This is a genomic window from Halanaerobium saccharolyticum, from assembly GCF_004362045.1.
GTDB lineage: Bacteria > Bacillota > Halanaerobiia > Halanaerobiales > Halanaerobiaceae > Halanaerobium > Halanaerobium saccharolyticum_C.
In genome coordinates, this window is the sequence record NZ_SNWX01000029.1 from 26369 (window position 1) to 40149 (window position 13781).

A 13781-nucleotide genomic window follows, 5' to 3' on the forward strand; every position below is an offset into this window, starting at 1 on the left:
TTCTTTTATTTGTCTTCAAGTACATGTTCCAGACCCTGACCGAAAAGACACATTACATGGTCATCATCAAGCGAATAATAGACTGAGCGCCCTTCTTTACGGTACTTAACCAGTTTGTTATTTCTTAAAACTCTGAGCTGATGCGAAATGGCAGAAGAACTCATATTCAGTAATTCCGAAAGATCACAAACACATAATTCCCTTTCTTTGAGAGCATAAAGTATTTTAATTCTAGTTGGATCTCCCATTGTCTTAAATAATTCTGCCAGATCATAAACTACATCATCAGCCAGCGTTTTTTTCTTCATCACCTTTACTACCTGATTATCTGGATTAAAAACCTCACAAATATCACACATTGCCTTTTCTTTTAATTGTGCTGCCATCTTAATCCACTCCATTTTTTAATAATAAAATCTCTAGTTAATAATTTTAAACAAATAGTCAGTTTAGATATTATCTGTTTGTAAAATCCTCATAACATTAAATACAGCCATTAAGGCAACTCCAACATCGGCAAATACTGCTGCCCACATTGAGGCCATTCCCAAAATACTCAATATCATCACAACTGCTTTAATTGAAAGAGCCATAATAATATTCTGCCAGACCAGTTTTTTAGTTTTAGCAGCAATATTTAAGGCAGTAACTATTTTAGAAGGTTCATCAGTCATCAGCACTACATCAGCAGCTTCAACTGCAGCATCTGACCCAAGTCCACCCATTGCGATTCCCAGATCAGAACGGGCAAGTACTGGAGCATCATTAATTCCATCACCAACAAAGGCCAGTTTTTTTGAATTACTTAATAGTTCTTCCACTTTTTTTACCTTCTGATCAGGAAGTAATTCTGCATAAAAATTATCAAGACCGAGTTTAGAAGCAACATCAGCTGCTGTCAACTTATTATCTCCGGTCAGCATTGCTAAATTTTTAATCCCCATCTTTTTTAGACTTAAAATTGCTTCTACAGCATCTTTTTTAAGCTGATCAGAAATTATAATTGAAGCCAAAAATTCACCATTCTGAGCCAGATATACAGCTGTCCCCGAATTTTTAGATTTTTGGAAGTTAATATTATTCTTCTGCATAAGTCTTTCATTTCCTGCTAAAATTTGATTATTACCCAGTACAGCCTTAATACCAGCTCCCGAGATCTCCTGATAATCACTGTCTGCAGAATGTTTTTTATAATCTCCAGCTGCCTCAACAATTGACTGGGCTATAGGATGATTAGAAAATTGTTCTGCTTCTGCAGCAATATTTAAAATTTCTTCCCGGCTGTGATCACTGTAAATATTTACTTCGGTTACTTTAAAATCACCTTCTGTTAGAGTTCCGGTCTTATCAAAAATAATGCTGTCCAGTTCATTTAGAGCTTCCAGATAATTTCCACCTTTAACTAAAATACCATTTTTTGATGCCAGACCGATACCACCAAAAAAACCAAGCGGTATAGAAACAACCAGAGCACAGGGACAGGAAACGACCAAAAAGACTAAGGCTCTATAAAACCAGGGACTGAATGCTGCTCCGGTAAATAGAGGCGGCAAAATCGCAACTAAAGCTGCTGACAGAACCACAAACGGGGTGTAATAGCGAGCAAATTTGGTAATAAACTGCTCAGTAGGTGCTTTTTTGGAACTGGCATTTTCCACCAGTTCTAATATTTTTTTAACAGTCGAATCTTTATATTCTTTAGTTACTTTAACAGTTATTAATTTATTTAAATTGATCATCCCACTTAAGACCTGATCACCTTCTGCTACATCTTTAGGCAGGGATTCTCCAGTTAGTGCTGAAGTCTCAAGTGCTGTCTCTCCACTTACTATTTTGCCATCAACAGGAATTTTTTCTCCTGCCTTAACAGCAATTAAATCATCAACATTTAATTGCTCTGGCTCAACTTTAATAATTTCTTCATCTTTAACCAAATTAGCATATTCAGCCTGAATATCCATCAAATCCTTAATTGAACGGCGGGAATTATTGACTGCTCTTTCCTGAAATAATTCTCCTACCATATAAAAAAGCATTACTGCAACTGCTTCCGGATATTCGCGAATTCCAAAGGCCCCGATGGTTGCTATGACCATTAAGAAATTTTCATCAAAAATCTGACCACGGCCAATATTTAAAACCGCAGATTTAAGAACAGGATAGCCGATTAAAAAGTAGGCTGTTATGTAAGCCGGTAGAGCCAGAGTATTAAAAACAGTATTTGCAAAAATATTTAAATGAGAAAAACTAAGTGCAAAGGCAAAAAACAGAGCCCCAATAAAAATATTTTTCTTTTCCCAGAGATAAGATTTAAGAGAAGAGTTATTATCATTTTTTTTGTTTTGATTATTACTTTTATCTTTAACTTTTACTCCAGGTTCAATCCTATCTGAAATATTCTGTAATTCGTCTTTAATTTTTTCCAGTCTTGATTCTTCTGCTGCAACTTTAAGAGTGGAAGTTGCAAAGTTAAGTTCTACATTTTCCATACCCTCAAGATTTTTTACCTGATTCTCAATTTTTAAGGCACAGTTTGAGCAGTTTAATCCTTCCAGTTCAAATTCTTTTTGATTCTTTTCTTTTTTTTCCAGTGTGTTCTGCATTTTTACCACCTCAACTTTATATTTATTATATATGAACAATTATTCAAGTGTTTGTTGAATTTATTATAAAATATATTTTTATCACTGTCAAGGCAGTAATTTTAAAAACTTGATTATATATTTTAATAAATATAAAAACTCCCCATTACAAAATAAAAATTTGTAATGAGGAGTAATAGCCATTGTCTATTCATTTTTAGCGGTTAATATAATCTAAAGGATTCTCAGGCCTCCCATTGACCTGTACTTCAAAGTGTAAATGTGGTCCAGTTGAATTACCAGTATTACCGGAACGAGAAATCACTTCTCCTTTACCCACTGATTCGCCTTCTCTAACTAAAAGCTTGGAGTTATGAGCATAAAGGGTTCTCAGTCCCCTTTGATGTTCAATAATTACCACATAACCGTAACCAGTAGCCCAGCCGCTGTAAACCACTCGCCCAGAACTAACTGCTCTAATTGGACTACCCATTGGAGCTGCAAAATCAATTCCTTCATGCATTCTGCCCCAGCGTGGTCCATAATAAGAGGTGATACGGGTATTAATGGGGTACATAAATTTCTGATCCAGCCGATCCTGATAACTGAATTCCGGTTTTGCCCCTCTTAAAATTAATTTCTGATCAATTTTAAGCGAAGCTGCATCTTCTATATTATTATCTTTCATAATAGTTTCTGCTTTTAGATCAAACTTCCGGGCAATACTGACCACACTTTCGCCAGGTGAGACCCGATAAATAATTCCTTTAACCGGTAAAATCTTAAATTTCTGACCGGGTTTAATACTATTCATATTACTAATATTATTAGCACCAATTAGAGAATCAATATTCAGGTCATGTTTATCTGCTATATCCCAGAGTGTTTCTCCTTTTTTTACCTTATGTACTTTAACCTGATCTATTAATTGTGGTTCAGGTTTTCTTTTAAAAACTGTTTTCTGATTATCGGAATTATTATTTTCTTCTCTTTGAGTTTTAAAATTAGAATTATTATCTCTATTTAAATTAAAATTGTTATCAATCTTTTTTCTATCGGTATCTATAGCCTGCAGACTGCTGGCCTGCTCTGAAGCTGAATTCTTATTTTCTTCTTTTAGAGCAAGCTGTTCTGAAATTTGATTATTATTTTGCTCAGCTGAATTATTTACCTTATTCTCACTAATATTTGTATTAATATTTCTGATTTCCTGGATTCGATGACTACTCTGTTCAATTTCTCTCTGCTGATTATTGGGGGTTCCAATTCGCCCACCTACATTCATGGAATTACTGTAGGCAGAAAAGGTAAGTAAAATAAATATGATAAAAAAACCGGTTAAACGTTCTCGTCTTCTCAATTTTTCTCCACCTTTTTGAGTTATGATTAGTTTTCTGCTGTTATAATGAAAATTGTTATCTACTTTACTATTATAACAGAATTCAGCAGCTATTTAAAGAGTTTGAGATTAAAAATAAATTAAATATTCACTTTAGCTAATATTATCCCGAAACACATCTACAACAAACGGTGAGAACTGTTTGCCGCGATTATTAATTATTCTCTTAACTGCTTCTTCCTTTCTAAGAGCTTTTCTGTATGAGCGATCAGAAGTCATGGCATCCCAGGCATCAGCAACAGAAACAATCTGAGAAATAAGTGGGATTTCTTCTCCTGCTAAACCGGCAGGGTAGCCGCTGCCGTCCCAGTGTTCATGGTGATGGAGTATATATTTTGCAATATTTTTTAATTCAGCTGAATCTTTCAAAGTTTTATAAGCAAGTTCGGGATGTTTTTTTATCTCAGAAAACTCTTTTGTAGTTAAAGGCCCCTTTTTATTTAATATTGAAGCCGGGATTAGAGTCTTACCAAAATCATGCAAAATTCCTGTCCAGTAAGTTTTTTTGATCTCTTCTCTATTTAAACCCATTCTTTTTGCAAGCTTTCTGCTCAACTTCGCTACTTTTTGGTTATGCCCTGCTGTATATTGATCATGGAGACCAAGCAGGTTAGTTAAAGACAAAATAATTTCCTCTTTAAATTTTTCCTCCAGCCTCTGATAACGTTTTGTGGTTAAATAGGAGGAGGCAATCTTTTCTAAAATTGAAACCATTTTTATTGACCGGGCACTGAAAATTTTAGAACTTTCTGTTCCCAGGTATAAAACCACCGCCCCCAGAAAATCATTATTAACTTTTAAATTTATAGTAAGCTTTTTATTTTCTTTTTGAGATTTAAAAATAATATCGGTAGAATATTTCTGCCCTGATTTCTCATAAAATTTTTCTCCATTTATAAAAATATCGTCTTTTCTATATACTTTTTCTAAAAAATAAGCAGACTCTTCCTTATTTATAACTATCTTCCCATAGTCAGCTTCCGGAATTAAATTAAATGATTTGTCCAAAATTAAATATAAAAAATCAATTTCATTTTTTGCCTGATTTATTTCCTCAATAATTTCAATTATACTCTCGAAATTTAAGTTTAGTTCAGCCAGTTTTAAACAGGAATTCCTTAATTTCCAGTCCTGTTCTTCTATTATTCTTTTTGGTCCAGCAGTATAATTATTCTTCATCTTGTCCCCTTTCTGAATAAATGGATTAAATATATCCTGGTTCAAAAATAATTATACCATATTTTTACATTAAATTGTAATATTTTTCAATTTAATTTTTTTAAAGGAATTTAAAGATTTAAATAGAAATTATAGTTAGAAGATAATAATTATTAATTTGGAAAGGATGATAAAATGTCTGACTTAAAATTATACTATTTTCCTACCTGTCCTTACTGCAAAAAAGTCTTAAAAGTTATTGAAAATAATGACTTAGATGAAATTGAATTAAAAAATATTAATCAAGATCAGGAAGCCGAAGCAGAGTTGATTGAAGTGGGAGGTAAAAGACAGGTACCCTGTTTATTTATCGATGGTGAGCCTTTATATGAGTCTGATGATATTGTTGACTGGCTGAAAAGCAATCTGGTTCAAGATTAATTTGATAAAGTTTGATTTTAATAAAAGCCGCTCTTAAGAGCGGCTTTATATTTTTTAAAGATATAATTTTTTAATTAAAGATACTAATAGCTTAATCTTTTTCTAATACTTCAATGTGTCCATCATTATAACCAACAACCACTATTTCTGCCATTTCCGCAAAGATCCCATTTTCTACTACCCCTGGTAATTTATTTAACTCCACAGTTAGTTTTACAGGATTTTTAATTTTTCCAAAGTCACAATCTAAAATATAATTACCATTGTCAGTTACAAAAATTTCTCCATCTTCTTTTCTGATTTCTGAGCTGCAGCTGAATTTTTCAATCATGCGCTGGGTATACTGCCAGCTAAAAGGTGTTATTTCTATCGGTAAAGGAAATGCCCCTAAATGCTTAACTAACTTTGATTCATCAACAACAATAACTAATTTATCTGTGGCTGAGGCAACTATTTTTTCTCTTAATAAAGCACCCCCACCACCCTTGATTAAGTTGAAATCCGGATCCACCTCATCTGCACCATCAATTGTTAAATCAAGTGATTTAACATCAGCTAACTCCACTAATTCAATTCCTTCTTCAGCAGCCAGTTCTGCAGTTTCTTTAGAAGTTGGAACCGCCTTTACTTTCAACCCATTTCTAACCATTTCTCCTACTTTTTTGATAGCATAATAGGCAGTAGAACCAGTACCCAGACCAATTATCATTCCAGCTTCAATATATTCTGCTGCTTTTTCACCTGTTAATTTTTTTGCTTTCATCAGTCATCTCTCCCTTAATATATTATTTTTTATAAATTCCAACTTTAAATCTCATTCATTTGCATTAAATATTTTGATAAATTATTACTCTTTAAATAGATAAAGTACTAAAATTAACTTCAAATAAAATCTTATCAAAAGTAAAATATATAATCAACTTTTCCAGGTTGTTTTACATTATTATCCATTTGCTAAAAAGAGTTTATTATGTTATTATTGATTTAATGAAAATAAGTTTATAAGGACATAATAACCGGGAGGTATTGACACTGGATACTAGAACTCATAAAATGTTGGCTTATAAAATCCATGATCATTTTGCAAAAAATGGTGTCTGGCTTTCCAAAATGGCGTTAGCCTGGGGAAGTATGAAACCGGATTTTATTGAAGGAAAAATAAGTCACTTTAAAGATGAAACTATAGAAGACTTTTATCAACAATTTGATAAATTAAAGGAAATGGACCCAGACCAAACCCCTTATCGTTTCGCTGTTATGCTGGGAGAACTATTTCATTATATTGCAGATTATTTCTGCAGAGCTCATAATGATCCTGAACTTAATCCAGGAACACTGTGGGAAAAAACAGTTCACATTTTTCATGAATGGCAATTAAATCAACATGCCAAAAATTTACATCCAGATTTTTTTAAAAAAGAACTTGAAGAAAAATTTGTTTATAAAAATGATCTGGAGACTTTTATTGAAAAAGAACACGCAGCATTTTTAGATAGAGATTATAGTTTTGAAAATGATCTCGCTTCAGCTTTTAGAATTTCTGTTTTAATGACAAATAAGCTGATTTATGAGATGCAGTTAGAAGAAAACTATGCTTTTGCCCATGTTTTTAATTTAAGGCATCGTCTGCTCTATCAGAATGCATAAATTAAATTTAATAGTAAAATTATAAAGAGGAGCTCAGTTTTTAACTGGCTCCTCTTTTTGCTGCTTATTTAGTAAAATATTTACTTTGAATCATCATCTTCTACCTCTTCAGCTTCTACATCAATAAAATCATCTTGATAATCATCTTTCTCTTTTCTGCTGTTACGACGCTGATTAAACTGATTTCCATAATGGACTTCAACTTTATTTTCTTTAACATATTTGAGGAAATATTTTTTAACCAGAGCTCCAATTAAGTCTCTGGAGCCCGGTAAAATAAGTAAAAATCCCGTGATGTCAGTTAAAAAGCCCGGAGTCAAAAGAGTTACTCCCCCAATTAAAATAAGCAAAGCACTAATTAAATCATCAGTCGGCATTTTTCCAGCATTTAAAGTAGAACGAATGTTATTAACAACCTGATAACCCTGTCTTTTGGCAATACTGACTCCAGCAGCTCCGGTAAAAACAATGATCATTATAGTTGTGAATACTCCGATAACTTGACTGACCTCCAGCAAAAAATACAGCTCAATTAGCGGCACTAAAATAAATATTAACAATAATTTATAAAACATAATTACCTTCCTTAATTAAATTGCAAATTTATTATATATCTAATTTTCCTGGTAGTTAACATGACCTAAAAGTTCTAAATCATTGATTAAAAGTCTAAATCTGCAGCCCAGGTATTTAGCTGCTTCCTTACAAATTTCCATTCTGTGTAAATAAATTTCGAAATAATCCATTACCTGACTGATTGAGGAATCATAATCTATACTCAAAGTTATGGTTTCCTCTTCTGCATCCACAGAAATCTCCGAATCTCTAATTGCCAGATTAACCCGATCATGAATAAAAGTAGAATCTTTTTTATTAACTCTGGTTCGATGAGCATCACTTTTATCAGCCAGAATCAAAGCAGCAGTTATTGGACTTACTGCCTGACCAATTTCTACATCATGATTGGCAATTGCAGTAGTAATTTTAGTTATATCCTCCAGAGGTACATCCATTCTTCTGAGTTCTGTATATACTATATTGGCACCAGAAATACCGTGATGTTTACGATTAAACATATTACCAATATCATGTAAATAACCGGTAATAGCACCAAGTTCGACTATTTTTTTATCAAAGCCTAACTCCCTTAAAATTCTCGCTGTAGTTTTCGAAACAAAATTAACATGTCTAAAACCATGTTCTGTATATCCTTTTTCCGAAAGATAATGATTTGCTTCTTTGATCATATGCTGAAAGTCAGAGTCAGCTTTAATTTCTTTTAATGTCAACATTATATTACCTCCCCTATTTATTTTTCAGTAATTTTATAGGTATTAACATATATTATCTAACATTCAGGGAGGCAATGCAAGTTAAAGAGATTACAATTTGATTAAAAATTATCTCCATCCAGCATATTTCCAATCTGACCTAAGACAGAGCCTTCCCCTTTTTGATTTCCTGAAAGCCGGGGAGCACTCTTGATAATTCTATCGGCAAGTCTGGAAAATGGTAGACTCTGCAGATAAACTGTGCCAGTACCTTCGAGTGTGGCCAGAAATAATCCTTCACCACCAAAAAGCATTGATTTTAACTCACCTGCTCTTTCAATATTGTAATCAATCCCTGCGGTAAATCCAACCAGACAGCCGGTATCAACCTTAAGTTTTTCATTGTTCAACTCTTTTTTAACTACAGTTCCCCCTGCATGAACAAAGGCTCTACCATCTCCACTCAGTTTCTGGAGGATAAATCCTTCACCACCAAATAAGCCGCTGCCGAAACGCTTATTAAAAGTTATGTCAACTTTTGTACCCAGAGCAGCACATAAGAACGCATCTTTTTGACAGGTAAATTGATTTTGAGGCAGTTTTGATAGTTCTAAAGCAATTATTTTACCTGGATAAGGAGCAGCAAAAGCAATTTTCTTTTTATCATAATCCCTATTTGTAAAATGAGTCATAAATATTGATTCACCGGTGATTGCTCTTTTTCCAGCTCCAAATATTTTACCTAAAATAGATTTATCTACTTCAGTTCCATCTCCCATTTTAGCCTCGAAAGATATCCCATTATCCATCCAGTTCATCGTTCCCGCTTCCGCAATGACTGTTTCCTCGGGATCCAATTCCACCTCTACTACCTGCATATCATCACCAATAATTTCATAATCAATTTCATGGCTTAACATTTATATCTCCTCTTTTCTCTTATTGGACTAAATCAGAAATTTCAGCTGGGGTAATTAAACGATCATCATAAGATATTATCAGCTCATCTTCGGTGAATTCTACTTCATCAACTATTCCTGTATAAGCAATAATTCTATCTATTAACTCATCAGCCTCACATTCCAATTCATTCAGACTAATTCTATACTCAACCGTATATTTCCTGTTGTGTTCACTTTTTTCTTTTAAAACCTTTTCTAATTCATCTTCATTTATTTGCTGACTGCCGCAGTTAGCATGAGAACCATTAGTTCCATGAGAACCACAGCCGCATTTTCCACAATTTTTAGACATTATTTACCTCCTTAACTTAATTTTAGATTTTATATTTACTGTAATTTATTATTATAAAGAATTTTCTCTTCAAATTCTGAAAATATTTTTATTCTCTGTTATAATAATATATGAGATTTTAAAGGATTTCAATCAATTTTATTGAATTGTAATCAATAAGTATTATATTTTTTATGACCTGGGAGTGACAGTTATGGATTTGAATGGTCTAGCACCAATCAGAAAATTAGATATAGGAATGCTGAGACAGGCTTTAAATAATGACAATATTAGTACTGATGAAAGTCAGGCCAAAAGTCAAAGCGCTGAACTTTTGCCGGAAATTTTTCGGCTCCTGGCCTCTTTAGAAGATGATAGTCAAAAAATGCTTTTAGATAGCTGGGCCAAAATGGAAATGCCTCTAAATGAAAAAACTGTGGCAAATCTACTGCAGTACCTGGGCAATAATCCTGCCTCAACTGCTGAAGATAAAATGGCTGTGATAAAAGCTTTCGCTTTCCTGGAAAGTAATGGTCTTCCCTTTTCGGAAAAACTGGTAGATGCACTGCGCTCTATCTTTAATAATAATGGTAATTTAAGTTCCACTTTAGAACAATTTATGACTTCTAATAATTCTTTATCTCAGGATCAGCTTAACAATCTTCTCTCACAGCTTAATCTTGGGGAACTTAAAAATTCTTTAGTAAATATTGATAACTTCAGCCAGCAGTCACAGGGAGCAGCCAATCAGGAAGCTGCTGCTTCTACAGCCAACCTTAATCCCGAAATAACAAATCCGGTGTCTTCCAATAATACTGCTGCAAATCAACCTGCAGCTGAGTTATCTTCTCAATCAGGAACAGCTCCAGCTGAAAGTAATAATCTAAATTCACAAATTTTAAATAATTATCCTCATTTAGACCAGGAAACAAAAAATTTAATCTTAAATAATTTAAACAGCCTCAGCCAGAATTTTGATCAAAATACAGTTAAGGTTTTAAATAATTTTTTAGCTCAAAATAATATTGAGGGAAGTGCTCAAAAAATTGCTCTCTTAAAAGCATTTGCTTTTTTAGAAAATAATCAGCTTCCTTTAACTGAAAGTCTGATTAAAGAAACAGCCGCTCGCTTTGAACAAAATATCAGTCAATTTTCGGAAAGCTTAAATAATAAAACTCAGGTTCTGGCTAATTTAAGTAATGGAAATTCTCAACTGATTGGCCAGAAGGAAGCAGCAGTTAATTTAAATGCTTCTGCTCAGCAAATTGCCGAATCATTAGCTGCTCACAGTAAAATCTCTGATCAGATTCTTTCACTTTTTAATAAAATAGGTGGAGAAAATGAAGAAAAAATGGCAGATAATTTTTTAGGACAAAAATTAGTTAACTTACAGCAGCAGAGTCAAAACACTCCCCTGATGCTGGCTTTAGAAATCCCGGTAAGGCTGCCAGATAATAAACTCTCTTCTCTGCTTTTAAAAGTGGAAAAAGAAGAAGACGGTGGTGCTGAAAACCAGGCAAACAAAAATGGCTATAATATTTCTTTTATCTTAGAATTTGAAAATATTGGTCCTGTACAGACTAAAGTTAATGTCAACCAAAAAAATATTAGCACTACTTTTTTTACAGAAAATGCTAAAACAGCCAACTTAATTGAAAGTAATTTTGGCCGGCTTCAGTCTGCTCTGCAGGGTGAGGGATTTAATATAAATAGTGTTCGAATAAAAAACTTTGATAATTTAGAAGAAGAAAAATCTCAGTTTTTCAATAAAATTATTTTAAGTGAGTTAAATGACTTAGGTGAGGATGGAAAATATAGGCATATTGATATTAAAATATAAAAAAATGAAACCCCAGTTTATCCAGGAAATGAGGTAATTAAGATGGCAGTTGATAAAAATAAAGATAATCCTAAAACTAAAAAAACCGTTGCTTTAAAATATAATCAAAATACTGATCAGGCTCCAAAAATTATTGCCAGCGGCAGAGGAAGTATTGCTGAACAAATATTAAAAAAAGCCAGAGAAGAAAACATCCCTATTAAAGAAGATAAGGATGTTGTCCAGGTTCTGGCCGAACTTAATATTGGTGATGAAATACCGGAAGAACTATATACAGTTATTGCAGAAATACTTTCGTTTTTCTATGACTTAGAAGATCTTCAGAGTTGAGAATTGTTGGCTTTAACATTAAGGGTTTTTTTAATTTCTAGAATTACTGCCGGACAGTTTTCCACACAGGTATTACAGCTTTAGATACTAACACCTTGTTACTTTAGAGCGATATCGGCCTGGTACCACTTAATAAACTCTTCTACAAACTCTTCTGGCAGCAGTTCCAGGTGAATTATTAATTCATCTTCTGCAGTATCAGTATCATATTCTATAATAAATTTTCGTCCTGCCAGCTCATATAAATCATCATCAATATCCTCTAACTTGCGATAATGAGGGATTTCCACATCTTCTCCCCGTAAAGATCTAAATATTACCCTTTCAATATCTTTTCGATTAACAACTCTGGTTTTTAAATGATCATCACCCTTAAGAACAATAGTTCGATTGGTTAAAACTATTTCTTTATTCCAGACGTTATAAGTGCTAATTATTATTGGAAGGGTATCAAAAGTAAATAAAAGCACCCCGGAAAGATACACTAAATAAATTAATAATTCTTGATAAAAGCCAATTCCCGGATAAAAAAACTGAAGTAAAATACCAGCCATAAAAATTCCAATTGGTGTATATAATTTTTCTAAAAATTTATATTTATTATATTGATAAATTTCTTCCATAATTCCTACCCCCATTTAACTGAAAATTATAGTCCTATAATCACTGTTATATATATTATTCTACTGTTATATATATATTATTCTATAGAAAAAAAAATTATCCTGCCTAAAGTAAAAAAGCTCCCTCAGGAGCCTTAAATACACTACTTAATCGAAAATCCAACATCAAATTCTCCTAAATCAGTATTAAACTTAACCATTAAGACTTTATCAGACTCAGACGAAATATTTATATCTTTGCCTGTGACAATTTGGGGTGGAGCAATATCACAAATTAAGTCCTGTTCAGCCAATCCTGTTGTAGCTTTGCCGCTAATAATGTTACCAAGTTCACCCATAGCAGAAGTAACAAATTTATCAAGTTCCTTCATTTCCATTCCTGACATCGCTTCGACTACCTTTAAAGCCATATCTTTTGAAAAACTATAGACAATAGAACCTTTTATATCTCCTGTCATCCCAATAATTACATTTGCTTCTTTATCAGTTACCAGATCCTCCTGAATTGAAACTTTCCCTTTTTCTGGTTTAACTGAAAGCATAGTTTGAAAAACTGAATCGGTTGCTGCAATTATTGGATTTAAGTTTTTTACATCCATTACTTTGTTTCCTCCTCTTTTTCTAGTACAGAATTTATATGTTCCCCTATATCCTGATCGGTTGAAGCGACATGATTGATTAACCAGGTTAGCAGGCGACCACTGAATTCCATCACAAAATCTTCATCAAATTTATTTTCCCGGTATTCCTGCTGGAATTCTGCGACTTCTGCCTTAAAATCCTCATGAATCTGATGATGGTTTTTAAAGTCAGGATAATTATATTTTTTCTGCAGTGCTTCCTCAGCATCAAAATGGGTTGCAACATATTCCCCCATAAAGTTTAATGTTTTTTCCACCTCTTTTTTCTTCTCAGATTCTTCTTTATCACTTCTTACTGTCTGTATAAAGTCACCCAGACGCTTAAAAAGTTCCTGATGCTGCTCGTCAACCAGTTTTACTCCAATTTTATACTCGTCTCTCCAGATCATTTTTTCACTCCTCCATCAATTATGTAAAACTAAAGTCTATAATATAAATATTCTTTATAACAATAATTATTCCTGCTTTTAATTTGATGATCTTCAATTCGGAATATTTTTGATATAAAATTTATTCTGGTAATCGAGTAGGAGGGAAATAATTAGTTTATTCCCCGTCCTCTCACACCACCACAGCTTACCGATCGGTACTGGGCGGTTCATTAAGAATTAATTAC

The 13781-nt window shown here is 33.1% G+C and carries 16 protein-coding genes; 4 read left to right on the top strand and 12 right to left on the bottom strand.

What is annotated here, in order from left to right:
* Positions 1-5 precede the first annotated feature (5 nt).
* The 4 genes from DFR79_RS13320 to DFR79_RS16250 form a co-directional block, all read right to left on the bottom strand.
* The gene (locus DFR79_RS13320; RefSeq protein ID WP_133515969.1) at positions 6-386 is read right to left on the bottom strand and encodes an ArsR/SmtB family transcription factor; all 381 of its coding nucleotides are present in this window, start codon (positions 384-386) and stop codon (positions 6-8) included.
* A gap of 63 nt (positions 387-449) precedes the next feature.
* Positions 450-2603, bottom strand: a complete 2154-nt coding sequence (locus tag DFR79_RS13325) for a heavy metal translocating P-type ATPase (protein WP_133515970.1) — start codon at positions 2601-2603, stop codon at positions 450-452.
* A gap of 196 nt (positions 2604-2799) precedes the next feature.
* Positions 2800-3942, bottom strand: a complete 1143-nt coding sequence (locus DFR79_RS13330; RefSeq protein ID WP_133515971.1) for a M23 family metallopeptidase — start codon at positions 3940-3942, stop codon at positions 2800-2802.
* 132 nt (positions 3943-4074) lie between these two features.
* Entirely contained in the window at positions 4075-5160 is a 1086-nt protein-coding gene (locus tag DFR79_RS16250; RefSeq protein WP_208107553.1) for an HD-GYP domain-containing protein, read from the bottom strand.
* Positions 5161-5334: 174 nt separating this feature from the next.
* Between DFR79_RS16250 and DFR79_RS13340 the strand changes: the two genes are divergently transcribed.
* Positions 5335-5580 (top strand): glutaredoxin family protein, encoded by a 246-nt coding sequence (locus DFR79_RS13340; protein WP_133515972.1) that lies wholly within the window; start codon positions 5335-5337, stop codon positions 5578-5580.
* A gap of 91 nt (positions 5581-5671) precedes the next feature.
* Here DFR79_RS13340 and rpiA read toward each other — a convergent pair whose 3' ends face one another.
* The gene (gene rpiA / locus DFR79_RS13345; RefSeq protein ID WP_133515973.1) at positions 5672-6343 is read right to left on the bottom strand and encodes a ribose-5-phosphate isomerase RpiA; all 672 of its coding nucleotides are present in this window, start codon (positions 6341-6343) and stop codon (positions 5672-5674) included.
* A 263-nt stretch (positions 6344-6606) separates the two neighbouring features.
* Between rpiA and DFR79_RS13350 the strand changes: the two genes are divergently transcribed.
* Positions 6607-7227, top strand: a complete 621-nt coding sequence (locus tag DFR79_RS13350; protein ID WP_243727801.1) for a zinc dependent phospholipase C family protein — start codon at positions 6607-6609, stop codon at positions 7225-7227.
* An 80-nt stretch (positions 7228-7307) separates the two neighbouring features.
* On the opposite strand, the gene DFR79_RS13355 is transcribed toward DFR79_RS13350, so the two are convergent.
* From DFR79_RS13355 to DFR79_RS13370, 4 genes are all read right to left on the bottom strand, one after another.
* Positions 7308-7802, bottom strand: a complete 495-nt coding sequence (locus DFR79_RS13355; RefSeq protein ID WP_133515974.1) for an FxsA family protein — start codon at positions 7800-7802, stop codon at positions 7308-7310.
* 39 nt (positions 7803-7841) lie between these two features.
* Positions 7842-8519 (bottom strand): HDIG domain-containing metalloprotein, encoded by a 678-nt coding sequence (locus DFR79_RS13360; RefSeq protein WP_133515975.1) that lies wholly within the window; start codon positions 8517-8519, stop codon positions 7842-7844.
* Between the two features lie 101 nt (positions 8520-8620).
* A complete protein-coding gene (locus tag DFR79_RS13365; protein ID WP_133515976.1) occupies positions 8621-9418 on the bottom strand; it encodes a TIGR00266 family protein in 798 nt (265 codons plus the stop codon).
* A gap of 19 nt (positions 9419-9437) precedes the next feature.
* Entirely contained in the window at positions 9438-9752 is a 315-nt protein-coding gene (locus DFR79_RS13370) for a hypothetical protein (RefSeq protein WP_133515977.1), read from the bottom strand.
* Between the two features lie 193 nt (positions 9753-9945).
* On the opposite strand from DFR79_RS13370, the gene DFR79_RS13375 reads away from it, so the two are divergent.
* Together DFR79_RS13375 and DFR79_RS13380 are read left to right on the top strand one after the other, a co-directional pair.
* Positions 9946-11571 (top strand): flagellar hook-length control protein FliK, encoded by a 1626-nt coding sequence (locus tag DFR79_RS13375; RefSeq protein ID WP_133515978.1) that lies wholly within the window; start codon positions 9946-9948, stop codon positions 11569-11571.
* A gap of 42 nt (positions 11572-11613) precedes the next feature.
* Positions 11614-11901: an EscU/YscU/HrcU family type III secretion system export apparatus switch protein gene (locus tag DFR79_RS13380; protein ID WP_133515979.1), complete on the top strand. Its 288-nt coding sequence runs from the start codon at positions 11614-11616 to the stop codon at positions 11899-11901.
* Between the two features lie 98 nt (positions 11902-11999).
* On the opposite strand, the gene DFR79_RS13385 is transcribed toward DFR79_RS13380, so the two are convergent.
* The 3 genes from DFR79_RS13385 to DFR79_RS13395 all read right to left on the bottom strand — a co-directional run bounded on the left by DFR79_RS13385 (position 12000) and on the right by DFR79_RS13395 (position 13554).
* Positions 12000-12524 (bottom strand): hypothetical protein, encoded by a 525-nt coding sequence (locus tag DFR79_RS13385; RefSeq protein ID WP_133515980.1) that lies wholly within the window; start codon positions 12522-12524, stop codon positions 12000-12002.
* Between the two features lie 143 nt (positions 12525-12667).
* Positions 12668-13123, bottom strand: coding sequence for a chemotaxis protein CheX (locus tag DFR79_RS13390; protein ID WP_133515981.1), 456 nt, complete (start codon positions 13121-13123; stop codon positions 12668-12670).
* Positions 13123-13554 (bottom strand): bacteriohemerythrin, encoded by a 432-nt coding sequence (locus DFR79_RS13395; RefSeq protein ID WP_133515982.1) that lies wholly within the window; start codon positions 13552-13554, stop codon positions 13123-13125. Before DFR79_RS13395 ends, DFR79_RS13390 begins: the two co-directional genes overlap by 1 nt.
* Positions 13555-13781: the final 227 nt, after the last annotated feature.